General features: G+C 46.7%; 21 protein-coding genes. 10 read left to right on the forward strand and 11 right to left on the reverse strand.

Annotated features, from left to right (window positions below; all coding sequences use genetic code 11):
- Positions 1–238 precede the first annotated feature (238 nt).
- From OXH00_10765 to OXH00_10775, 3 genes are all read right to left on the reverse strand, one after another.
- Positions 239–595: a hypothetical protein gene (locus tag OXH00_10765; protein ID MCY3741492.1), complete on the reverse strand. Its 357-nt coding sequence runs from the start codon at positions 593–595 to the stop codon at positions 239–241.
- A gap of 146 nt (positions 596–741) precedes the next feature.
- Entirely contained in the window at positions 742–1350 is a 609-nt protein-coding gene (locus tag OXH00_10770) for a Uma2 family endonuclease (protein ID MCY3741493.1), read from the reverse strand.
- Positions 1351–1489: 139 nt separating this feature from the next.
- Positions 1490–3235 carry a class I SAM-dependent DNA methyltransferase gene (locus OXH00_10775; GenBank protein MCY3741494.1) on the reverse strand — a complete coding sequence of 582 codons (1746 nt, stop codon included), beginning with the start codon at positions 3233–3235 and terminating at the stop codon, positions 1490–1492.
- Between the two features lie 871 nt (positions 3236–4106).
- Here OXH00_10775 and bioD point away from each other — a divergent pair.
- On the forward strand, positions 4107–4850 hold the full coding sequence (gene bioD / locus OXH00_10780) for a dethiobiotin synthase (GenBank protein ID MCY3741495.1): 744 nt from the start codon (positions 4107–4109) through the stop codon (positions 4848–4850).
- 1 nt (position 4851) lies between these two features.
- Complete coding sequence (locus tag OXH00_10785) at positions 4852–6246, forward strand: NDP-sugar synthase (GenBank protein ID MCY3741496.1); 1395 nt, start codon at positions 4852–4854, stop codon at positions 6244–6246.
- A gap of 151 nt (positions 6247–6397) precedes the next feature.
- On the opposite strand, the gene OXH00_10790 is transcribed toward OXH00_10785, so the two are convergent.
- Positions 6398–6787, reverse strand: coding sequence for a hypothetical protein (locus OXH00_10790; GenBank protein MCY3741497.1), 390 nt, complete (start codon positions 6785–6787; stop codon positions 6398–6400).
- A 417-nt stretch (positions 6788–7204) separates the two neighbouring features.
- Here OXH00_10790 and larA point away from each other — a divergent pair, with 417 nt between their 5' ends.
- The 4 genes from larA to minE all read left to right on the forward strand — a co-directional run bounded on the left by larA (position 7205) and on the right by minE (position 10317).
- Positions 7205–8470 carry a nickel-dependent lactate racemase gene (larA, locus tag OXH00_10795; GenBank protein MCY3741498.1) on the forward strand — a complete coding sequence of 422 codons (1266 nt, stop codon included), beginning with the start codon at positions 7205–7207 and terminating at the stop codon, positions 8468–8470.
- Positions 8471–8549: 79 nt separating this feature from the next.
- A complete protein-coding gene (locus OXH00_10800; GenBank protein MCY3741499.1) occupies positions 8550–9221 on the forward strand; it encodes a hypothetical protein in 672 nt (223 codons plus the stop codon).
- Positions 9222–9238: 17 nt separating this feature from the next.
- Positions 9239–10033 (forward strand): septum site-determining protein MinD, encoded by a 795-nt coding sequence (gene minD / locus OXH00_10805; protein MCY3741500.1) that lies wholly within the window; start codon positions 9239–9241, stop codon positions 10031–10033.
- A gap of 11 nt (positions 10034–10044) precedes the next feature.
- Positions 10045–10317, forward strand: a complete 273-nt coding sequence (gene minE, locus OXH00_10810) for a cell division topological specificity factor MinE (protein ID MCY3741501.1) — start codon at positions 10045–10047, stop codon at positions 10315–10317.
- Positions 10318–10379: 62 nt separating this feature from the next.
- Here the strand turns inward: minE and OXH00_10815 are convergent, their stop codons facing one another.
- The 3 genes from OXH00_10815 to OXH00_10825 form a co-directional block, all read right to left on the reverse strand.
- A complete protein-coding gene (locus OXH00_10815; protein MCY3741502.1) occupies positions 10380–11180 on the reverse strand; it encodes a Cof-type HAD-IIB family hydrolase in 801 nt (266 codons plus the stop codon).
- A gap of 264 nt (positions 11181–11444) precedes the next feature.
- The gene (locus tag OXH00_10820; GenBank protein ID MCY3741503.1) at positions 11445–12563 is read right to left on the reverse strand and encodes an ABC transporter ATP-binding protein; all 1119 of its coding nucleotides are present in this window, start codon (positions 12561–12563) and stop codon (positions 11445–11447) included.
- Between the two features lie 133 nt (positions 12564–12696).
- Positions 12697–13284, reverse strand: a complete 588-nt coding sequence (locus OXH00_10825; protein ID MCY3741504.1) for an SEC59/DGK1/VTE5 family protein — start codon at positions 13282–13284, stop codon at positions 12697–12699.
- A 397-nt stretch (positions 13285–13681) separates the two neighbouring features.
- On the opposite strand from OXH00_10825, the gene OXH00_10830 reads away from it, so the two are divergent.
- The 4 genes from OXH00_10830 (at position 13682) to OXH00_10845 (ending at position 20050) form a co-directional block, all read left to right on the forward strand.
- Positions 13682–16534 (forward strand): TonB-dependent receptor, encoded by a 2853-nt coding sequence (locus tag OXH00_10830; GenBank protein MCY3741505.1) that lies wholly within the window; start codon positions 13682–13684, stop codon positions 16532–16534.
- Between the two features lie 236 nt (positions 16535–16770).
- The gene (locus OXH00_10835; protein MCY3741506.1) at positions 16771–18285 is read left to right on the forward strand and encodes a hypothetical protein; all 1515 of its coding nucleotides are present in this window, start codon (positions 16771–16773) and stop codon (positions 18283–18285) included.
- Positions 18272–18802, forward strand: coding sequence for a hypothetical protein (locus OXH00_10840; protein MCY3741507.1), 531 nt, complete (start codon positions 18272–18274; stop codon positions 18800–18802). The genes OXH00_10835 and OXH00_10840 overlap by 14 nt, the downstream gene beginning before the upstream one ends.
- A 372-nt stretch (positions 18803–19174) precedes the next feature.
- Positions 19175–20050, forward strand: coding sequence for an energy transducer TonB (locus OXH00_10845; GenBank protein MCY3741508.1), 876 nt, complete (start codon positions 19175–19177; stop codon positions 20048–20050).
- Positions 20051–20207: 157 nt separating this feature from the next.
- Here the strand turns inward: OXH00_10845 and OXH00_10850 are convergent, their stop codons facing one another.
- The 4 genes from OXH00_10850 to OXH00_10865 all read right to left on the reverse strand — a co-directional run.
- Positions 20208–20843, reverse strand: a complete 636-nt coding sequence (locus OXH00_10850; protein ID MCY3741509.1) for a hypothetical protein — start codon at positions 20841–20843, stop codon at positions 20208–20210.
- A 42-nt stretch (positions 20844–20885) separates the two neighbouring features.
- Entirely contained in the window at positions 20886–21383 is a 498-nt protein-coding gene (locus OXH00_10855) for a hypothetical protein (GenBank protein MCY3741510.1), read from the reverse strand.
- Between the two features lie 71 nt (positions 21384–21454).
- A complete protein-coding gene (locus OXH00_10860) occupies positions 21455–21838 on the reverse strand; it encodes an STAS domain-containing protein (protein MCY3741511.1) in 384 nt (127 codons plus the stop codon).
- A gap of 351 nt (positions 21839–22189) precedes the next feature.
- On the reverse strand, positions 22190–22905 hold a 716-nt coding region (locus tag OXH00_10865; protein ID MCY3741512.1), incomplete at its 5' end, for an MFS transporter.

Below are 22905 nucleotides of genomic sequence, written 5' to 3' on the forward strand. Positions count from 1 at the left end.
ATATGACTGGATATTGATTTTCAAGTATGTATGGCATATCAACGTCCGATCTCAACGCCATTCAACCCAACCTACGGGACTGAACGCTAAGATCTAAACCCTCATCATTAGTTTTTCAAGTCGCGGCCGAAATACCGCATAGAATTTTTCAAGCATATCAACCAACCATTCGTGTTGATTGTGCCAATCTTTTTCATCGGTAGAATCTGCATCTTGATTCCTGAAAGCCACGCGTTTCTCAGATTTTGCTAATGAGAGACGCCGCTCCAAAAGATGTGAAAATTGAACGAAGGATATGAAAAGGGGGCATGGATCCATTGTTTATAGCGTCTGAAAGAAACTTCGGATCAATACCAACTCGTTCTGAAACGCTAAGAATCCCACCTTGTGCTTCTATAACATTTTTTATTCCCTTAAGAAAAAATGCCTTGTCGCCATCCTCTAAATATTCTTCAAGAGAAACTTCAAGGTAGCCGATAACATCTTCTGGATCAGAAAGACGTTCTATTAAAATTTCATGCCACGTTCTAAATCGTTCCATCATCACATTCCTATCTCCATATTCAAGACCCTTTGCTGAGCGAGTCAGAGGCATTTAGTTTTTTCTTTTTTAGCGTGATGCACGTTGCATCTGGGGTGTTTTTGCAATGTAATACAAGGAATGGATTTAGTCTATTCCCAGACTAAATCCGGTATTTCTGCGTATTGCTGGGGCGTTTCTTCAAGTACGCCGCAAAACTTTTAGTTTGCGCCTTCAGATGCTTCAGGAAATGTGACGCGCCCGTATATCTCCTGCAAGGGTAATTCGCACTGAAGAGAAGTTAACGGAAGGTGCTGCTCAAGTTCTTGAAAGAAAGTGTAACTCCAGTCATCACGCTTTCGCAGAAAACGTTCAACGTTCACGCTATCTTGTGAAACAAGGATATATTCTTTCAAGGCATCAAGCTGTCGGTAGCGCGAGAATTTTTCACCTCTGTCATAGCCCTCGGTACTCGGGGAGAGTACCTCTACAATAACAATCGGGTTCAGAAGTGTGTCAAAAACATCGTCTTCAAAACGCGGTTCGTCACAGACGACACCTACATCAGGGTAAAAGTAGGATTTTGCTGAAGGGATACCGACACGCATTTCATTCGCAAAAACGACACAACTGCTTTCTGTCAAGCGATTGTGAAGTTGAACAAAGATATTCCCTTTAATAAGATTATGTGTAAAACTTGCACCGGACATAGCGATAATTTCACCTTGGATGTATTCGTTTCTGACTGTGTTCGCGTCAGGTTTTGCTTTACGTTCTAAAGTGATGTACTCTTCTGGACTAAGGTATGTTTGGACAGCATTTATCGCCATGATTTCCTCCGTTTACATCTGGGAAAGCGGATGAAGATTAAAATTTTTTAACCTTAAAATATTATACCACACTTTCTACTTTTTACCATGTAAATTATGAATCCCGATCTACTCTATTCCCTTCTTTATACCAGAGACTTCATAACCCCAACACCTCATTCAGCAAGCCTTCACTTTTCCGCTCCAGTGCCAGTATTTCATCGGCAATCTCTTTGAGTGATCGCAGCGGTGTGTACTGGTAGAAATACCGATTGAAGTTGATCTCGTAGCCGACCTTATCCTTTTTCCTGTCTATCCAACTATCTGGTACGTGCGGTTTGACTTCGCGTTGGTAGTAATCTTCGATATTTTCCGTGAGCGGAACGCGTTCATGGTCACGCAGTGCTGTATCCGGTTTCGGGTTGCCTTGCTTATCCGTGACAATGACTTCTGTTTCCTCTCCGAGAATTTCTTGCTTTTCAATTAGCGGTCTCTCAACCGTCACTTTCGTGTAGCCGAAAAAGTCGTTTGGATAGATTTTGCTGTGTTCGGTCTCTTCAAAGTTGGTATACAGTTCGGCGATCTGACGGATATGGCTATCGGAAATGAGAGCGTTCTTGGCTCCGAGATTCCTTTTCATCTCGTCGTGGAAGTCAACGGCATTGATGAGTTGGATATGACCTTGTCGTGCCTCGGATTTTCGGTTTGTTAAGATCCAGATGTAGGTGGCGATACTGGTGTTGAAAAAGAGTTTCTCGGGCAGCGCGATAATACACTCCAGATAGTCGTTTTCGATGATCCATCGTCGGATTTCACTCTCACCGCTACCGGCATCACCCGTAAAGAGCGGCGATCCGTTAAAGACGATGCCGACGCGGCTCCCGCGGTCTTCCATCTTGGAAAGCATGTGTTGCAGGAACAACAACGCCCCATCCGAGGAACGCGGCGTACCGGCAGAGAATCTGCCGTTGGCGGTTTGTGCTTCCGCTTTCACCGCGGCTTCATCGGATTTCCAACTCACACCGAAGGGCGGATTTGTAATCATATAGTCAAAGCGTTGCCCTTGAAATTGGTCATTAGAGAGACTGGAGCCGTGTTGGATACTGTCGGGATCCTCTCCGGTGATGAGCATATCCGACTTACAGATTGCATAGGTTTGGGCGTTCAGTTCCTGACCTAACAGCCGAATATCGGCATCGGGGTTAATCTGCTCGCGGAAGTATTTCTTCCCTATGGTCAACATGCCGCCTGTCCCACAACACGGGTCAAAGATACTGCGGATAACGCCCTGCTCGCGCAGGTTTTCACGGTGTTCCGCAAACAGCAGCGAGACCAATAACTGCACGACATCCCGCGGTGTGTAGTGCTCCCCGCTGGTTTCGTTGGACATCTCAGAGAATTTGCGGAGCAGTTCCTCAAAGACCAGTCCCATCGTGCGGTTATCTACCTGATTTGGGTGCAGATCGACCTCAGTAAACTTATCACAGAAGATGAACAACCGGTTGTTTTGGTTCAATCGCTCAATAAACCGATCGAGATTGAAGTTCTCAATGATGTCGCGCACGTCTTGACTGAATCCGTTGAGGTAATTCTCAAAGTTGAGATGGATGTTGGTCGGGTCCTCTGTCAGTCGAGAGAGGTCGTATTGGGAGGTGTTATAGAAACTGGCGTTTATCTCTTTGAGGATAATCGGTGGTAGTGCTTCTTCAGGTACGTGATCTTTGAATTGATTGTAGGTCTGGATCGCTTTATCTTTTCGATCGTCTTCGTCTAAGATGCAGTCCAATCGGCGGAGCACGAGAAACGGGAGGGTGATGTCGCCGTATTCGTGTGGTTTGAACAGTCCTCTGAGTACATCATCGGCTACAGTCCAAACGAGATTTGCCAGTTCTTGATAATTTGCCATAGGCTTCCTTCTTTTTGTAATACTATCAATAAGTTAAAACAATAACAGATTTCAACGAAAAAATCCAGTCAAAACATCAAATGGGCAAAGCCACTCATTTCGACGTCTTATCACGAAAATCATATAAATCCCATCAATCACAGTTCAGATTCCGAGCTGCAGCGGACTCGTACACATGCGACGCGCATTATCACGCTTTGTAGCCGTCCCGAAAAAATAAATTTGAACTCTCATATTATATATGTTATCATATATACATATACTCGAATTAATTAAAAATATCTAAGGTATTAAAGGCGTATAGCGCGTAGATTCTGATGAGCACCCTCAAAACCGGATAGCAAAAATAAATCGTTGCCGACGATTGACTGACAACCAAACCAAATGTTACACTTTTCGCCAAATTATTTTTTTTTCAAAATGACAAGCAACAGCAAAATTGCCTCTAAACCCTTACAGTGACTGGCTTTATACCGATAATCAATTTACATCAAATGTTACACTGGTGTAACATTTTTACGACTTACCTACTCTCTCTTAAAATCCACCTACCGCTCTCAAGAAACACCCCAGCAAAACCGCTATCGCACAAGTGTTATTATATTGTTAATTTATTTTTAACTCTAAATTTTACTATAAGTTTTCAGAGAACGACATTTATAGTAAAGTTTAGAATTAATAGAACACTCTGTGTAGGTTCGGTTAGGATGCAGGTCGCAAGAAACACCCCAGCAAAAACACCCCCCTTTATCCCCCCTTATCAGGGGGCAGGCGTGTACGCCGCAAAACCGAACCTACCGGGGGATGTAAAGTGTTTCTTCATTTTTAGGTTCACTATATTATTTGCTGCGCTGTGAACTACATCCAGCCAATGGAAAACGGAATCCTTGACGAAAAGTGCTGTTGGACGTATAATAATAGCATGACACGAGGCATCTTTATTACTGGCACAGGGACAGAAATTGGGAAAACTGTGATCGCTGGCGGTCTCGCTGCTGCGCTCAAACAGGCGGGGACAAACGTAGGCGTGATGAAACCGATTAGCAGTGGTGATACTGCTGATGCACGGTTTCTCAAGCACGCTGTACAGGTTGACGATGACCTCTCTCTGATTAACCCAATCCATCTCCGGCATCCTTTGGCACCGTCCGTTGCAGCGAGGATGGAAAATATAGAAATAGACCTGTCCCGCGTTGAGACTGCTTTCGCTGAACTCCAACAGCGATACGATTTCGTGATAGTGGAGGGTGTCGGTGGGATTGCGGTGCCAATCCGCGACGATTTTCTCGTTGCCCAACTTATCAAGCAACTCAAACTCCCGATACTCATTGTCGCCACTGTTGGTTTAGGTACACTCAACCACACACTTTTAACCGTCGCATTCGCTCAGCAGTTTAATATCCCAATTGCGGGTATTGTGCTTAATGGGCTCCGTTCAGAGAGTGCCGGACTCGCTGAAGCGACAAACCCAGTCGAAATCGAGAAATTGACGGGCATCGCAGTAGTCGGTGTCGTCCCATACCAGAAACAGCTGGATACGCCTCATCCGGATTTAGAGTTTTTGGCAAAATTTACGAACCAGCATATCGCATGGAGGAAATTAGGAATACCTTAAAATGGATACCGCTATTGTTCTCGCTGCAGGATTAGGACGCAAAGTCTGGCCCTATGGTGAATTTCGACAGAAATGCACAATTCCTGTCGCTAATAAGCCGATCGTTCGCCGAGTTGTGGAAAATTTGCTTGAAGCAGGCTGTCAGCGAATTATCGTTGTTGTGGGGCACCACGCGCAACAGGTGCGTGGTGCGCTTGCCGATATACCGAACACCGTTTTTGTCACACAGCACTCGCTTGACGGCACCGCGAGTGCAGTACTAACAGCACTTGAACACCTCGAAGATCAACCGTATCTCGTCGTTTACGGTGATACTGTAACCACGGCTGATAACCTCCGTAACTTTATTGAAGAATTTCGATCACACAACGTAGAAGCCGCAGCACTCGTGCAAGGATTGGGTGATGAAGACGCAAGCGACTGGCTTTGCGCGGGTATCGGGACGGAGGCTGTCGAAAACAGGAGTGTTCTAAAACTTAACGGTATTGAAGGGCATCCGCGCGGCGGTTCACATCGGCTTTGTGGCGTATACGCTTTTACGAGCTACGCGACCCCCTACCTCTTAAGGAACCCCGGCATCGTTACAAGTGTACCTGTGGGTGGCATGCCGCCGCCTGAATCCGAAATCGCGCAATCTTTACAACTGATGGTGGATGACGGAAGGACTGTATTGGCAGTTCAGACAGCGGACTTCTTCGTCGATGTCGATAAACCGTGGCACGTGTTGGAAGCGAACAATCGGTGTGTTGACTATCTTGCAAAACAGGTTACGGCAGATCAGATAGCAGATGGTGCGAAAATCTCGGATGCGGCTGAAATCAACGGACACGTTGTGTTGGGAAAAAACTCCGTGATTGGCCCCCGCGTTGTCGTCAACGGCACGCTCATCGCAGGTGCGAATAATAATATCACAAACGGCGCGATTTTACACGGGCAGATCTTCGTCGGAGACCAGTGCAGAATCAGCGATTATTGCGATGTCGACAGCAGTGCCATCGGTAATCGGTGTATTATTGGGCACGGTGCCGAGATGGCAGGTGTCCTGTTCGATAAGGTCTATCTGTATCATTATTGCGAAATGTCCGGCGTTTTTGGATGTGCGACGGATATTGGCGCAGCAACGGTATGCGGAACGCTCCGATTCGATGATAAGGATACCCCGATAGAGGTAGAAGGCCGTTACGAAATCCCGCCCTACGGTGCGAACGCGACCTATATGGGTGACTATTGCCGGACCGGCGTGAACGCGATAATTATGCCGGGGCGGCGGATCGGTTCTTATAGTGTTGTTGGACCCGGGGTTATTTTGTACGACGATGTACCGAGCAAAACGATGGTGATGGCGAAGCAGGAATTAATTACCAAACCGTGGGGACCGGAACGTTATGGTTGGTAAATGTAGTATAAAGTTGGGTTTCGCTCTATTCTTGGGTGGATACGCAGGTATGTTAGATGCGACGTGTGTTTCGTATACCGCATTAGACTTTTCATTACCGCTCTACCCAACCTACGACACCTAAATTGGTATCTATGCAGCGCGCTGGATATTAGTTTGAAAGGAGATCCTTGAGCAGATTTGTCAATTCGTCATTGTCAGCAGCGAGTTCAAAAACGCGTTTAATTTTGCCTTCACGGGCATCATCGGATTCGGGGGTGCCATCCTCTGGATCCCAGAGCACTTCAAGTTTCTTTGGGTTGAGTCGATCATAGGTAACCTTGACAAGGGTGAAAGGGTAGTTCTCAGGGATAATGACGATCCAATCAATAGTTTCACCACGGGCGGAGTACTGTCTATCTACGGTTAGTTTTGAATCTTGATGGGGTACGTTCTTTTTAACCCACTGCTTGCGATCGAGTGCATCTGTTTGAAAATGACCGACTTCTAACCAATTGCGTCCGGCACCGTTTGGTTTGGTAGTAACTTCAATGCGTTGCATGGCTGTTTGTTCTCCGTTCCGTATTTAGATTTTCCGGCAATCCGCGCGATTAAACATACAAGTTCTGGTAAAAGATTCTAACACGTTGAACCCAAAAAGTCAAGTGTCTGAATTAGGAAGAAGGTCGATTTATGGTGGATTTTACAATTAACTTGACATTTTTCAGTTATAGGCGGGAACTCTGATTAATGTTCCGAAAAATTTGGAATTGAGTTCCGAAGATAAAAAAAAAACAAACAAAATGCGGAGAAATTTAGGTCTTATATGACTAAATATGGATTTTAATCGAAATTAATTTGCATTTTTTCTGAAAAACGAGTATAATTGTAAAAAGGGATAGTATTTTCGCGCAGTTTGCGTGAATATTTGCCTTTAATTGCGTCAGGTTGAAGGGACACGCTTGACATGAAAGTGGAAATGAGATACGGAACCGGCACATTACCGATTGAGATTCCTGATAAGAACGTTGCCGGCGTTCTTGAAATTTCGGAAAGTGCTCCGTTATCGGATGAAGATAGCGCGGTTCGAGAGGCGATTGCGCAACCGATTGCCTCATCACCTTTGGCTGAACTTGCCAGGGGTCGCGAGTCGGCATGTATTGTCATCTCAGATGTGACGCGCCCCGTGCCAAATAAGGTCATTCTCCCACCTATATTGGAAACGCTGAAACGAGCGAGTATTCCACGCGAAAAGATCACTATCCTCATCGCGACGGGTATCCACCGCCCTAATGTTGGGGAAGAGCTCGAAGAGATGGTTGGCCGCAATATTATGGATACATACCGTATTGTCAACCATTTTTCCCAGAAACCAGATCAGCACGCATATTTAGGCAAGACCCGAAACGGCACACCCGTTCATATTGATAACACCTACCTCGAATCGGACCTGAAGATCACGACGGGCTTGATTGAACCGCACCTGATGGCTGGATATTCTGGTGGCAGGAAAGCGATCTGTCCAGGGGTTGCCTCTGTTGAGACAATGAAGGTGATGCACGGGCCCGAACTCATGGAACATCCGAAGTCGGCAGTCGGCATTTTAGAGGGAAATCCGTTTCACATGGAAGCGACCGAAATTGCGCTGATGGCGGGTGTTGATTTCAACCTGAACGTTGCGATTGACAAGCACCGTCAAATCACGGGCGTATTCGCGGGCGATATGGTTGAATCGCATCGTGTCGGTGCGGCATGTGTGGAAAAACAGGCAAAGGTTACACTACCAGCACCAGCGGACGCAGTCGTCGTCTCCAGTGCAGGCTATCCATTGGACACAACATTTTATCAAGCGATCAAAGGTTTACTTACGGCTGTTGAAATCGTAAGGCAGGGTGGTAGCATCTTGCTTGTTGCGGCGTGCAGCGAAGGTATCGGCAGCAAACCGTTTACCGACCTAATTTTTAAGACTGATGATTTAACGGCGTTTGTCCAAGGGCTTTACAATCCAGCAAACTTTGTTATTGATCAGTGGCAACTTGAAGAATTAGCGAAAGTTGCCCGGAAGGCAGATATTTATTTTTATACCGACGGCATCCCTTACCACCAGCGGACAAAACTGTTCGTGCATCCGTTAAGAAGTGCGCAGGCAGGTATAGACGAAATTTTAGCCCGCTACGGGGAAGATGTCCAAATTGCTGCGATTCCTGAAGGCCCTTACGTTTTAGCGCAGTTGGAAAAGGCTTAATACCAGACGTCAATTAGCATCGAAACTCTCGCCCCCGAGATTAACCGCAATACTACTGAAGTTGGGAATGAATAGCAAAATGGCAAATTCGACTGTGGTACTCAGAGCCTATGGAGATGGCTTGCACCTGATCATCAGGCCCCATCTATCAATATCAGAAGTTGAAGCTGCGATCGAGCAGGAAATAACGCGTATGAATCGCTCTTTAGCGGGGGCATCGGTGCAAATTGATCTTAAGTCTCCAACCTTGAAAGAGGAGGAGATCGAACTTCTCAGTTCGAAGCTTCAGCAAACCTATGATCTCACAGTGCGTGGTGTCGAAGTCGCTGATGAACCGGTTTCGCCGCCTATCGCTGCCGCGCCAACGACGCATGTCATATCGCCCCCGACGGATACCCGTCCCTCTCGGGACAGTGAACCCTCTCGGATAGTAGCACACACAATTCGTTCTGGGCAGACAGAGGAATTTCCACAAGGGAGTCTTATTATTTACGGGGATGTCAACTCAGGCAGTGAAGTAAAGGCAGGTGGAGACATCGTTGTGTTGGGTACACTGCGGGGGAGTGCTTACGCTGGGATGAATGGCAGGTTATCGGCTGTGATTATTGCGATGGATTTTGCCCCGTTAAAACTTCAGATAGGCAACTATGTGAATCGTTTATCGGTGAGTCAGGAATCGCGAGGTTATCCAGAGATCGCCCGCATCGGTGCAGAAGATGTAATTATTATTGAAAAATTTGTTAAATTTTAACAGAGGAGGTTCCGGTTATGGGAAAAGTAATCGTAGTGACATCAGGAAAGGGAGGTGTCGGCAAAACAACCTCTACAGCCAACTTAGGGACAGCCCTGGCACTTCTGGGTAGAACCGTCGCCGTTGTTGATGCAGATGTGGGGCTTCGGAATCTCGATATCGTGATGGGGCTTGAGAGCAGGATTGTTTATACCTCAATGGATGTCATTGAGAAACAGTGTGAACTCAGTAAAGCACTCGTTAGGGATCGGCGTGTTGATGGTCTGATGTTGCTTGCGGCATCGCAGAAAAACAACAAAGACGATATTCAGCCAGAGCAGATGAAAGCGATTTGTGATAAGTTGCGGACGACGCACGATTTCGTTCTGGTTGACTCGCCCGCTGGCATTGAACGCGGTTTCAGCAACGCTTCCGCCGGTGCCGACGAAGCCATCGTTGTTACAACACCAGATGTCTCCGCTATTCGGGATGCTGACAGGATTATCGGATTGCTGCAAAATGCGAGAATTGAACCGATCAATCTCGTTTTAAATCGGTTCTCACCACAGCTTGTAGGGAATGGGAGCATGATGGATCAAGCCGACGTATTGGATATCCTGAATATTGAGCTCATCGGTGTTGTTCCAGAAGACAGCGGTGTAATCACCTCTACAAACCGCGGCATTCCGCTCGTCTATGAAGACGGTTCCCCCGGTGCTCAGGCGTATATGCGTATTGCGCGACGCCTGACTGGGCAGCGCATCCCGATTCATAATTTTGAGCAGAAGGGCATATTGAATAATATTTTAAACTGGTTCACGAGAAAGAGATAAGGAGTTTTCTGATGAATATCAGCATAAGACAACTATTCGGGCGCAAACCGAAATCGAGCAGTATAGCGAAACAGCGCCTGAAACTGGTCATCACCCAAGACAGGTTTGATGTTGATGACCGGGTTATGACCAGGTTACATCATGAATTAGCAGAGGTGCTGGCAAAGTACTTTGAATTTTCAGCCAACTCTGTTAAGATGGACTTGAAACAGGAGGGGAATTCCTACATCCTTGTCGCGGATTTTCCTTATACGAAATTCCACGAAACGAACATGAGACAATAATCGATGAGTGAAAGATTTATGCGTCTTGAAAGCGGATCTACGAACAGTAGGGGTTTCCTGCGTCAAAGAATCAATTCCGAAATCGCTTTTGCCACCCCATTATCGTCATTCGTCGTTGTGATGAAGTCGGCACAAGCACGGATCGGCGGGACTGCGTTTTCCATCGCTACCGCGAAACCGGCTGTTTTGAGCAGACTTTCATCGTTATAGCTATCGCCAAAAGCAACAACCGCATTTAACGGGATGTTGAACCGGTTGGCGAGTGCTGTCAGTGCGCGCCCTTTAGTAACTTCCGGATTCATAAATTCAATATATTCTGCTTGGGTCTGCGTAACATAAAGCTTCTCAGCGTAATCGGTTTGAAAACTCATTAAGAGTGGTTGCAATTTTTCAGGCGTATGGATAATAAGGAGCTTCGTTGGCGTTTCACCAGCTAACTCGCGTAGGTCTCCGACAGCTGTAGCCGGAACCCCTGTTCGTGCTTCATAAAGGTCGCTCCATGCATTCCGCTCGGCGACATAAAGTTCATCGTTCAGGCAGAAATTGAGATGTAACCCTTGCTCGATACAGTGATTGACAACCGCCATGGCGTAATCTGATGGAACAGGCGTGTGATGATAGACCTCAGCGGTTGTGGCATGTCGTACCATCCCCCCGTTATAAGAGATAATAGGATTTTCGAGTCCGATCTGATCGCTAATCGGTTGGATAGAACGGTGCATCCTTCCAGAAACTAATACCACGAGTATATCGTTTGCCGCGAGTGCTTGGAGTGCGTCGCGGTTTTTTGGTGATAATTTATGATCACTGCTTAGCAGCGTTCCATCTAAGTCGAAAGCTGCTAAACGACACGGTATCTTCATCTTATCGCTTTCCATCCTTTTTGCGTAAATTCTTTGATTTGCTCATATTTTGTAGCACAAACTGGAAGTTTATGCTACATAGGTGGCAACTTAGGTTAACGCAAGTTGCCACCTATTTATCTACATAGCACTCCTACGGAGTGCGGCGGCTTAAATATGCTGTTTCTATAGACATAACACCCCTACGGGGTGAAGAAAGTGTCGGAAAAACCGCGTTACAATGCTCAAAATCCGTTGATAGCAACTTGGGTTAGGTGAGTATAATCACCAGATTGCTTGTTCTGTCTCTCGGTCAAAGAGATGCATTTCTGCTTCATCAAAATCTAACCAGATAGTATCGCCTACCGTAACCCGAAACGTTGGATGTGCTCTGACCCGAAGTAAGATAGGGTCCTGCGTCTCTGAATGCGTGCCGAGCCGGATGTCAAGAATATTGACTGCCCCGAGCGGTTCAACGAGATGTACCTGCGCAGAAATACGCTGTTCATTGGGTTGACTCCGCGCTGTGATATGCTCAGGACGAATACCAAACACCAAACCGTTTTTTTGCGCGTCTGAAGTGATCGTCGTCTGCCGTTCTGGTGAGAGGCGAAGATCAACATCGGTGTGACTGAGATGTAGCACAGATTCCGCTTCGTTGAGGGTGAGTTCAGCGTCAAGGAGGTTCATGGTAGGCATACCCATAAATCCAGCAACGAAGAGGCTCTGAGGTTTATTGTAAATTTCATGCGGAGTACCGATCTGTTGTAGGAGTCCTTGATGGATCACAGCGATTCTGTCTGCAAGTGACATTGCTTCAACTTGGTCATGCGTCACAAAGATGGTCGTCGCGCCGATTTCATGTTGGAGTCGTTTGATTTCGGCGCGCGTGTCAACGCGCATCTTTGCGTCTAAATTCGCCATAGGTTCATCAAGCAGGTAAACCTTGGGTTGACGGACCATCGCGCGTCCGAGCGCGACGCGTTGCATCTCACCCCCGCTAAGAACGCTGGGTTTCCTATCTAACATGTCAGCTATTTGTAGGATTTTGGCAACTCGCTTGACTTCGGCATCAATCTCCGATTTTGAGATATTCACCGCTTTGAGTGGAAAAGCGATGTTATCGTAGACGCTCAGGTGCGGATAGAGGGCGTAGAATTGAAAGACAAAAGCGATGTCTCGGTCAGCAGGCGAAAGATCGTTGACCCGCTGTCCGTCAATGAAGATGTCGCCTTCTTCGGGATTCTCTAAGCCTGCAATGAGACGGAGCGTTGTCGTTTTACCACAGCCAGAGGGACCGAGAAAAACGACGAACTCTTTGTCCTCAACTTCGAGGTTAAAGTCTTTGACAGCGACGACATCGCCGAAACGTTTTACAACGTTTTCAAGTTTGATATGGGCCATAATATATTAGTTGTCAGTTATCAGTTGTCAGTTAAAAGAGGTTTTTGATGATCCTAAAGTCTCTTTTTCTCGCTGCGAAGCAAACTGAAGGATTTTTTCGCAGAAAAAATCGGTCTGACAACTGATAACTATTCTACATTAGAAAGTAGATCAAAAAGTGCATGACTGCCCCGGAAATCAGCGGCACCGTGAGATTGTCATCAACCGGGACGGGAATGAGTTCGACAATTGTAGCGACCAAGGCACCCACGATTGCTATAACAGGGTTGAACTTAACCAAAGCAATTGCGGCGCAAACAATGAAACAGGCGGCGCTCCCCTCTAAACTCTTCCTGCCGAGAAGTTTCGTCCGCCCCCACTTTTTGCCCACGAGTGCGGCTGCCATATCTCCTAATACCATAAAAAAGATACAGACAATAGCAAGCGTCTTAGCAAATAAGAAAATACACAGGAACGCACTGATAAGATAGTAGGTCGCGCCTGTCACAGCCCCTTTGCGTTCATGTCTACGGAGGATGGGTTTGAAAATTCGGGAAAAAAACTTGCCGAAATGTGGAGATCCCCATTTCACTAATTCGACGGCAAGCGCAAAGCCAGTCAGTATCCCCATTAAAACTAACATAGTCGGTTTATCCAAGAAGAGATAGATAACCGGTAGGGTGAGTCCTGATAAATGAATGCTTTTCCGAAGCAGCTCGCCTATCACTGCTTTACCCTCCACACAACCGAATAATATCCGCTAATTATTATAGGACTTAGCAGAGAAAATATCAAGGATAATAGTTATCAGTTATCAGTACGCTGCGCTTTCAGTTATCAGTTAAGAGGTATGTTGTGGCTGTAACCATAAAGGTAACTGCCACAATATGCTAACTGAGTCCTGAAAGATTTTTCATGCCTCGCAGTGAGAGAAAATCGTACTGATAACTGACAACTTTTTCTACTTTTTGACAAAAAAAACACACATTTTTGTTGCATTCAGAGATTACAATTTTTGCCGTTGGAATAGTATTGGGAACAGAAATGTTGGCGGAACATCTCTTGCACTTTAAAAAATTATACGAGGATTTCAAGTTTGCCTAAAGGGATAAAAATATAAAATGAGAGGACTTCTTAATATGGATTTGCAAGCGCCACCCTTCGGTGGACGACTGCGTATCGGTTTGTTGTTTTTGTTAGTTGGCATAGCACTCACATTCTGCGAAGTAAGTGCTGATAACCACGAAACGCCACAACTCATGAAAATAACAGGTATTGTTGTAGATAGCGATACGGAGGTCCCGCTGCCAGATGTAACAATTCGGGTTACTGATACCCAGATCCGTGTAAAGACTGACGAAACAGGTGCGTTTTCGCTGGAATTACCGATCGGTACTTATAAAATCCATGCAAGCGCGTCGTTCTATAACACCTATGTTATCACTGATTTTGAAGTAAAAGCAGGAGAGATCGCGGAACGGCTTCGCGTACCCTTGGTTGCACAAGTGGTGAAACTGGATGCGATTAAGATGCCGGTTCAGTTAAGCCAGGCGAGCGAGCGCGGATTGCTTGAACAACGGATGCGCAGTTCCCGAATTGAAGACAGTATCAGTACGGAAGAAATGAGCCGACTCCCTGCATCGTCTGCGGGTGAGGCTATTAAACGGGTGACGGGTATCAGCATTGTTGGTGGACGTTATGTATTTGTGCGTGGATTGGGAGAACGTTACAGTAACACACTTCTCAATAATGTCGAAATTCCGAGTCCTGAGCCAAACAGACGGGTTGTACCTATGGATATTTTCCCGGCAAGTCTCCTGGCGAGTCTACAGACAGTAAAGACCTTCTCGCCTGACCAACCGGGTGGTTTCGCTGGTGGTTCCGTCCAAGTTTTTACCAAAGACTTCCCGGAAGAGTTGACGATGTCCTTATCCACGTCAACGGGTTTCAACACACAAACAACCGGGGAAGAAGGCTTGACTTATCCGGGTGGAGATTTTGACTTTTTGGGATTTGACGACGGTTCGCGTGAGCTACCGAGCATCATTCGAGAGGCGGCAGCGGATGTGCCTATCCGGGAGCGTGGACGTTTTACACCCGCTGGCTTTACGCCTGAAGAGATTCAGGCGTTTGGACAATCGTTTGAGAATGTTTGGTCGCCAGAGCGGGAATCTCTGCCGGTCAATCACGGTTATAAATTTAGCCTTGGAAATAGCAACACCGTTTTCGGTAAAGAGTTCGGTTACTTAGGGGTCATCTCCTACGGCAACAGCCACAGTTACGGCACCCAGGTTCGCAACGCCTTCCGCATCGGTCTGAATGAGACCCTTTCACCTGTAACCTCGTACGACGTCGAACGCAGTGGTAACGAAGTAGAATGGGGTACCGTTCTAAACACCAGTCTCCGGTTCTCACCGCAACACCAGATCAATCTACGGTCACTTTTCACACACACCGCTGAAGATGAAATCCGAACCTGGGAAGGCTTCAATGCTGACAGAAACACAGATATGCGAAGTGCGCGCCTCCGATACGTCGAACGTCAACTGTTCTCCGGACAGTTGGCAGGTACGCATGATTTCAACTTCGGTGAACCTGAGCCTGCGTTAGAAACACTGGAAGCACCGAATCTCTCTATGGAGTGGCGGCTTACGTATTCACGTGCGGCACGCGATGAACCCGACACGCGCGAGAACATCTACGAAGACAGAGGTGATGGCACATTCGTATTCCGTGATGTCACGCAAAGCGGAAGCCGATTTTTCTTTGATCTTGAGGACGATGAATACAACGCCCGCGTCGATTGGAAAGTCCGGATCGGCACAGAGGGCCTCTTCAAATTTGGCGGTTTGCTCCGAGATAGAGCAAGGACATTCGATGTGCGCAGATTTAGATTCTTGCCTGCTGACCAAGTAGATGCTACGGTCAATCTCTCCGACCAACCTGAAATACTGTTCCAAACCGAAAATATCGCCCCACGTGTTTTTGAGTTGCGAGAATCGACACGTTCTACGGATAACTATTTGGCGGATCACAATATTTATTCGGGTTACATGATGCTGGATTTGCCGCTTTCCGCCAAATGGCAGGTGATGAGCGGGGTCCGATTGGAATCTTCCGCTCAAAAGGTAACCACCTACGATCCATTCGCTGCCGCAGTAAGACCACTTATAGCGAGCCTTGAAACTCTCGATTGGCTGCCGGGGTTGAATGTAACGTATCGCCTAACAGAGCGGATGAATCTGCGCCTCGCGGCATCTCGAACAATTACACGCCCCGATTTCCGGGAACTCGCCCCTTTTGAATTTACAGACTTCGTGGGTGGCAGAACGATTCTCGGCAATCCTGATTTGGAGCGGACGCAGATCAATAATTTCGATTTCCGATGGGAAATTTTTCCACAGATAGGCGGAATTTTGGCGGTAAGTGCGTTCTACAAGCAATTCCAAAAACCGATTGAGCAGATTGTCCAACCACAAGCAGAAGTCCGAATCACTTACGAAAACGCCGAAAGTGCACACAATTACGGCTTGGAGTTAGAAGCACGTCAGAATTTAGGCGTTCTCACAGATGCCTTACACAAGTTCTCGGTTAATACTAACGCTGCGCTGATTTCCTCACATGTAGTTTTACCAGAGGATATCGGCATCCAGACTTCTTCGGAGCGTCCACTACAAGGACAGTGTCCTTACATTGTCAACATCTCGATCGGTTTTGAAGATCCGAACTGGGGTATTTCAAGTGCGGTTGCGTATAACATCTTTGGACGTAGGCTCTCTGAGGTGGGGAATCACGGAGCGCCAGATGTGTATGAGCAACCCCGTGGGCAATTGGATGTGAGTTTCAGTCGGACGGTTGCAAATCATTTCAAATTCAGCATTTCGGCGAAAAACCTGCTTGACCCCTACGTCCATTACAAGATAGGAGAAGCAACCTATCTTGAGTACAGGCTCGGTAGATCATTCTCGTTTGGGATCAGCTACAATTTGTAGTGGGAATTAGCCATGAGCAGTCAGCAGTTAGCGATGAGAAAAAAATCTGAAAAGCACCAAAAAATCATAATATTGTCATTTTCTTGCAACAATTTATCGGTATCCTTAATTATGAAAGAAGTTCAAACGGCGACTTAAAGTTAATAGCGATGTGCATCGTAGCGTCGCAACTATAAATGCCTATCCGTAGGATCGGTTGGGCGTAGAAAAAAATGGATAGGAAGCTGGATTAGTTAATGTTAAACATTGCGGGTGCCCCTGCATCCACTGGCGCGCGGGGTGTATATCAGAGTTGGTTGTTCTTGTTAATGGCGATTTTTGCGGTTGGTATTGCGTTGATTTTTGTCGGTTGTGGCAGCGATGAAATGGAAGAAGCAGTTATCCTTGAAGAAGCAGTTCTTGATGTTGACGGACACCAAGTGGTCGTTTTGCAGGGTAACCTCACAGCGAGGAACGACAGTGAACTCAGTGAACGCATTGAGGACATCAGACTTAGCCTCAAAGATGAAAATCTCACTGCGTATACGCGTCAGGAATTGAACGGTGACCTGAATCAGTTGTCTTATGAACGCCAGTTACGTTCACTTTTGAGCGAATCAGATAGTCCAACATGGCACCTTTCTGAAACCTACGAGTACCTGTTACGAGGCGCAGTGTTTGTCAAAGATGGCGCGATATTAAGCATTGAGCCGGGTGTCAAAATTTACGGCGAGCAGGCAACTAACGGCACGCTCATTATCGCCCAAGGCTCCAAGATTATGGCAGAAGGAACAGAATCTGATCCGATCGTTATGTCAAGTGATGCCTTTGAAGGTTCCCGGGCACGTGGACAGTGGGGTGGCTTAATTATCAACGGGAATGCCCCCACGAACCAAGGTGTAACTTTCGGTGAAGGCGACACAGGCGCGTTCGGCGGAAATAACCCGTCTGACAGCAGCGGTATACTCCGTTACGTTCGTATTCAGTATGCCGGTATCGAATTAAGCCCGGATAACGAATTGAACGGCATCTCCTTCCAAGGTGTTGGATCCGGTACGATTGTAGAATACGTCCAAGTACACATGAACCAAGATGATGGCATTGAGATGTTCGGTGGCACCGTCAACCTAAAATACGTCCTCGTGACGGGTGCACGCGACGATTCCTTTGACTGGACAGACGGTTGGACAGGTAAAGGACAATTCTGGGTCGCTCAACAGTATGGTGATGACGCGGATAACGGCTTTGAAGTTGATAACAGCAGTAAAGATAACGAAGCAACCCCGCGTTCCGCTGCGACGATCTTCAACGTAACGCTCGTCGGTGATCCGTCCGGTCCAGAAAGCGATAACGGTATGCTGATTCGTGAAGGGGCGGCTGGTATGTATGCCAACTTCATCGTCACCGGATTTAACAAAGTCGGACTTGATATCAATAACGAAGCGACACATGCCCAAGCAAACAGTGGTAAGTTGGTTGTCAAGAACAGCATTTTCTTTGAAAATGGAAAAGGCAATTTCGGAGACGAAAAGGATGACGACGGATTTGATGAAGCCGCTTTTGCCTCGAAAAACGGTAACAAAGAAACTGATCCAGGCTTGGCGGATCCGTTCAACAAGCGTACACCGAACTTCACGCCCGGTGCGGGTGCGAATGCGGTGTCTCCGGCACCACCACCTGCTGATGGCTTTTTTGACCCCGCTGACTTCATTGGTGGTGTGAGCCCGTCCAATAACTGGACAACAGGATGGACAACGAGTGCGCAGAAGTAGTGAACTCACTGTTCGCACATCTTACATGCTTTTAGCCATCTTGCTGATTTACAGCAGTTCGGTAGGCTGTGAGAAACCGGATCGTAGGGGTTGGGTAACCCAACCCCTACACTCGCCAGACCAACTCGGCCTGGCAGTCGTTGATGCCCTTAACCGCAAAGATATTGAGCACTTGAATCGCTTGCGTGTGCAGCGCGAAGAATTCCTCAATTGGGTTTGGCCGGCGTTTCCTGCGAGTCGTCCGCCAAGTAACTTTCCGGGTGATTTTGCTTGGTCAAATATGAACAAGAAATGTAATACAGGTATGAAAAAGTGGATCGCCCGCTATGGTGGATATAACCTGAAGTTCGTGGGTATCCGCTTTGATCGACCCTCCGAAACTTACGACGGATTCCAACTTTTGCGTGGAACCGTTCTGACTTTACAGAACGCCGCTGGCGAAAAACGGGAATTGAAGATTCTCGGTTCGGTAGTTGTTAAAAACGAGAAATATAAGTTACTGAGTTACAAAGACTAATTACCGATATAGCGAAGTCCGGTGCGGTTAGGAAACCGCACCATAGGTGTCAATTTAGGGAGTTTCCATAGCATTTTGTAGCAATGTCTCTACACATGCCGCCCTTACAGGGCTTGGATCTTTGCCCAGACATGCTGCTATAAACATTGCGTCCTTACAGGACTGAAGAGGGTTTTTGAAGTCTTCAAGGTTTTCGCGTAGAATCCGGTTCGGTTAGGAAACCGAACCTACCGGCCCTGGGGCTGAGACGGTTGTTTTTTCTAAAATTGACGCTTATGGTGCGGTTAGGAAACCGCACCTACCGGCCTGGGGGAATTAGCATTACTGACATGGCACACTTATAGAGTGCTGAAAGGAACGGGAGAAAAAAATATGATGACGATTGCCGACGTTCAACGGCAGAATCGAGAAGCCGCCCAAAAACGGAAAAGGAAAGCGATCCGGATCGCCTGGGGTTTTGCAATCGGATTGCACGTTATCGGGATTATCGTTGGCGGTATTTACTTTATTCGGAAAACAGTGTTAGAGAAATACCACGACAAAGTAGATAGCGTTGTCTTGGAGGCATCAAAACCACAGCCGAAACGTCGTACACCGCCTCGTACAACACGAAAACCGACAAAACCGAAATTTTCTAAGATTCAAGCCCCGAAGGGACAGGCTGTCACAACGAGTGCTAAAATCCCGATGGGCAACGCGCGCTTCACGCTGCCGACGAGCGATGTGCCTACACGTCCGGTGATGGCACCGAGTGTCGCTGGCATCGGTAAAAATCTGTTCAGAACGACGCGACAACAGGCAAATATTGTTACAACGATGCCGAAGTTTGAGGTGCCGAAGTTTGAAAGCACCAGCTTAGTGTCGAGAATGGATATGGGAACAAATCTTGCACAAACGGAATTCAACGATCCGGGTAACTTAGAACTCGCCTCAGTCAACTTAGGTGAGGCAAAACAGTCGTTTAACAATTTCCTAAAAGCCGTTCGGGACCGGATCAAAGAGGTCCAACGTTTCCCGCCACGCGTGCGGAATCTTGACGATGGCACGACAACGACAGTTCGGTTCACGCTTTTCAAAGATGGAACCATTCAGAATCCAGTCGTCACGGATTCTTCTGGCGAGAAAGCACTTGATAACGCAGCCATCGCCGCAGTCCAAAACGCTGTGCCTTACCCACCTTTTCCTGAAGAACAAGAGGGGAATAGTTTGCGACTTGAAATACCAATTATTTTTGAATTAGCGAATTAATCCTATAGACATATCACCCCTCTGGGGTGAGGAAATGCCAAAGACTCTTCAGTGAAATGTTCAAAATTTGTTAGTAGCAACTTGGGTTAGAATAACGCAGGAAGGGACGACTTCATGTCGTCCCTTTTCTTATAGAGCGTCCCTCAACTACTTATCATCACTTATCATCCAAGTTATTTACTTTCTCTTGCTCTGCTAAAGTTTCTTGGAACTGACGCAGTGTTTGTTCACTTGGAAAGCGATGGAACAGAGCGTGCGCATAATCGACGAATTCATCCAGTGGTATACTTTCACCTGCCTTCACTTTCTTCTCAACTTTTACGATGATGTCAATCTCCGGAACATCTCCAAACTGTTCAATGAGTTGTTCACGAAAAAGTCTGGCATACTCTTCTGGATCATTGGTTTCCTCCAGAACGCCAAGTTTTTGAGGCGTTTCCCGATCCGGCCAGAGACGCTTCTGTGCATCGAGATAGGCGTTATACGCCTCAGCGGTGACATGCAACCCTTGTATTCTTTTCCGCTGATATTCTGCGATGGCGTGAACTTCTGGAATATCTCCAAATTGTTTAATAAGTACAGCGAGAAAATAGTCATTGCGTAAGAGGGGGTCTCTCGTCTTATACCACTTGTCTGGAATATAGATATCGTCAGTCTTTTCAGGTTCAGGTCGTTCTGCCATCAAACCGGACGCTTTTTCTGTATCTTCTTCGGTATTGCTACAACCGAAGAATGTGAGCAAACTCAGAAAGCATAAGAGATAAAAAAGGAAGCACGAAGTAACGCCTTTCATTTTTAACTGCTCCTTTCAGAAACTATTGTTTGGTTTAACAGTTCAGTCTGATAGGTATTCATACGGATCTATGCCCGAAGAGTCCATGTCTTCCATGTCTAATACCAGTACGCCTGGGGGAAGTATTCCGTCACTGACTTGGTCTCTAATTGTGTTATCAGCTCCTGAAATCTCAGATACATATTTAGTGCGTGTGCCATCAGGCAGTTGGGTATCTTCCCATTTGACATAAACAACATTCGGATAGTACAAATAGACTTTCCCAGTATCCATATCCATGGAAGTCCCAACAAAATCACGGTCGCCTTCATTCCATTTCTTAACGATAACGAGCCCCCACAATTCTCGCTGGGTCAACTCATTAATACGCACGGCTTTTTCTTTTGGTTGCAGCCAAACGACAGGAAAGGGAAAATCGGGCGGAACTTGGGGACGTTGAATTTTTTTCGACCCCAATACCGAACACCCACATATTATGGATAATCCAAATATGGCTAAAAGGTGCATGCGTAGCACTTGGCGATGTTTCGTAGATTTCATCTTTTAGTCTCCTTTGAGAAATTATTGTGGTCGTCACGGGAGTGTTGGCAGTTAAATCAGGTTTAAGAATCTCAAAGCGTTGATTTCTTGAGTTCCATAGGAAAACTCCGCTGCTCACGGTTGAATGCCGCAACTGCAGCCGCCTCTGTATCAAAATGTTCAAAGAGGCTAATGAGGCGGGTTAGGACGAGCAAGTTGCTGATTTTTTTCTCAACATTGATAATCCCGATGCGGCTTTTCTTCCGCGCTGCGACGGCGCGTGTATTGATCAGCATGCCGAGTCCGGAGCTGTCCATCTGGTTAACATGCTCGAAATTGATGAGAATACATGCTGCATTGGAGGCATCTAACTGCGCAGCGAGTTTCTCTCGCAATTCGGATACTGCGGTTCCAATTATCTTTCCATTCGGTTCTAAAATTACAACGCCACCCTTCAGGCGAATTGTTGTTGCCATCTGTTTTCTCCTTTTTTTACGAACGTTAAAAATAACAATTCATCATCCAGAAAATACCCGTTGTCTTAATTATAGAGATGAAACGGAAAAAGTTAAGGGTGTCTTGCAGAATTTTTAAGGAATTTAGAGAAAAATCACCCCAGCGCGTCAAGGATCGGCTCCGATGCAAAGGGGTTTCTATGCTACAGAGGCACACAGGAAACCAACGGTCTCCTACGCTACGAAAGATAACGTCCAACCAGAAACCTTAGGGCTATCTTAAAATCGTCAAATTGTCCAAAGTTTAGTATAAAAAGTAGGACTTACGGAAAATATGAGGCACAGCGGCGTGCTGGCGGGGTTCCAAACCTGTTAGAATGCAAACTTATCCCTATCCGCTTTCGCCTTTGTTTCATCGACGAACCGTAACAGCACCAATCCAACAATAAAGAAAATCATCAATGAAATGATGGCAAGACGAGCACTGCCGGTGATCTGTTCGATAACACCGAACGTTAGGGGTCCCCAAATTGAGGAAAACTTACTGAAGACAGAATAGAATCCGTAAAACTCTGCGCTTGCCTGTTCGGGAATCATCGCGCCGTAGAAGGAACGACTCAACGCCTGCGTTCCGCCGAGGACGATCCCGACAATCATTCCCAAAATAAAGAATTCTGTTGCGGTATGAATGAAATAGCCATAAGTAACAACGCCACTCCACAGAACTAAAGCGAACATTACGGAGCGCTTAGCACCAATACGGTTTGCGAGTCGACTGAAGATCAACGCGCCCGCTATTGCAACCACTTGAACAAGTAGGAGCGTCACCATCAGTGCCGTGGTTGTGAGTTTTAACTCTTCAGTGCCGTAAATGGTCGCCATGCTGGTAACGGTGTGAATCCCGTCGTTGTATATCATATAGGCGATGAGGAAGAGGGTGAGGTGTTTAAAGCGTCCGACGTGTTTCGCGGTTGAAAGCGTCCGACTGATGCCGAGGATGAGATAGGCGATAGGTTTGGGTTTGTTGCGGTGTGCTTCTGGAAGTTGATACGGTGTTTTTTCCTCTTTTAGGTATTTCAGCGTCAACA

It is taken from the genome of Candidatus Poribacteria bacterium, from assembly GCA_026706025.1.
GTDB lineage: Bacteria > Poribacteria > WGA-4E > WGA-4E > WGA-3G > WGA-3G.

What these genes read in the sequence shown, in the direction of transcription:
- OXH00_10765 (MCY3741492.1), bottom strand. Translation starts at nt 595, where the DNA reads ATGCCTCTGACTCGCTCAGCAAAGGGTCTTGAATATGGAGATAGGAAT.
- OXH00_10770 (MCY3741493.1), bottom strand. Translation starts at nt 1,350, where the DNA reads ATGGCGATAAATGCTGTCCAAACATACCTTAGTCCAGAAGAGTACATC.
- OXH00_10775 (MCY3741494.1), bottom strand. Translation starts at nt 3,235, where the DNA reads ATGGCAAATTATCAAGAACTGGCAAATCTCGTTTGGACTGTAGCCGAT.
- bioD (MCY3741495.1), top strand. Translation starts at nt 4,107, where the DNA reads ATGGAAAACGGAATCCTTGACGAAAAGTGCTGTTGGACGTATAATAAT.
- OXH00_10785 (MCY3741496.1), top strand. Translation starts at nt 4,852, where the DNA reads ATGGATACCGCTATTGTTCTCGCTGCAGGATTAGGACGCAAAGTCTGG.
- OXH00_10790 (MCY3741497.1), bottom strand. Translation starts at nt 6,787, where the DNA reads ATGCAACGCATTGAAGTTACTACCAAACCAAACGGTGCCGGACGCAAT.
- larA (MCY3741498.1), top strand. Translation starts at nt 7,205, where the DNA reads ATGAGATACGGAACCGGCACATTACCGATTGAGATTCCTGATAAGAAC.
- OXH00_10800 (MCY3741499.1), top strand. Translation starts at nt 8,550, where the DNA reads ATGGCAAATTCGACTGTGGTACTCAGAGCCTATGGAGATGGCTTGCAC.
- minD (MCY3741500.1), top strand. Translation starts at nt 9,239, where the DNA reads ATGGGAAAAGTAATCGTAGTGACATCAGGAAAGGGAGGTGTCGGCAAA.
- minE (MCY3741501.1), top strand. Translation starts at nt 10,045, where the DNA reads ATGAATATCAGCATAAGACAACTATTCGGGCGCAAACCGAAATCGAGC.
- OXH00_10815 (MCY3741502.1), bottom strand. Translation starts at nt 11,180, where the DNA reads ATGAAGATACCGTGTCGTTTAGCAGCTTTCGACTTAGATGGAACGCTG.
- OXH00_10820 (MCY3741503.1), bottom strand. Translation starts at nt 12,563, where the DNA reads ATGGCCCATATCAAACTTGAAAACGTTGTAAAACGTTTCGGCGATGTC.
- OXH00_10830 (MCY3741505.1), top strand. Translation starts at nt 13,682, where the DNA reads ATGGATTTGCAAGCGCCACCCTTCGGTGGACGACTGCGTATCGGTTTG.
- OXH00_10835 (MCY3741506.1), top strand. Translation starts at nt 16,771, where the DNA reads ATGTTAAACATTGCGGGTGCCCCTGCATCCACTGGCGCGCGGGGTGTA.
- OXH00_10845 (MCY3741508.1), top strand. Translation starts at nt 19,175, where the DNA reads ATGATGACGATTGCCGACGTTCAACGGCAGAATCGAGAAGCCGCCCAA.
- OXH00_10850 (MCY3741509.1), bottom strand. Translation starts at nt 20,843, where the DNA reads ATGAAAGGCGTTACTTCGTGCTTCCTTTTTTATCTCTTATGCTTTCTG.
- OXH00_10855 (MCY3741510.1), bottom strand. Translation starts at nt 21,383, where the DNA reads ATGAAATCTACGAAACATCGCCAAGTGCTACGCATGCACCTTTTAGCC.
- OXH00_10860 (MCY3741511.1), bottom strand. Translation starts at nt 21,838, where the DNA reads ATGGCAACAACAATTCGCCTGAAGGGTGGCGTTGTAATTTTAGAACCG.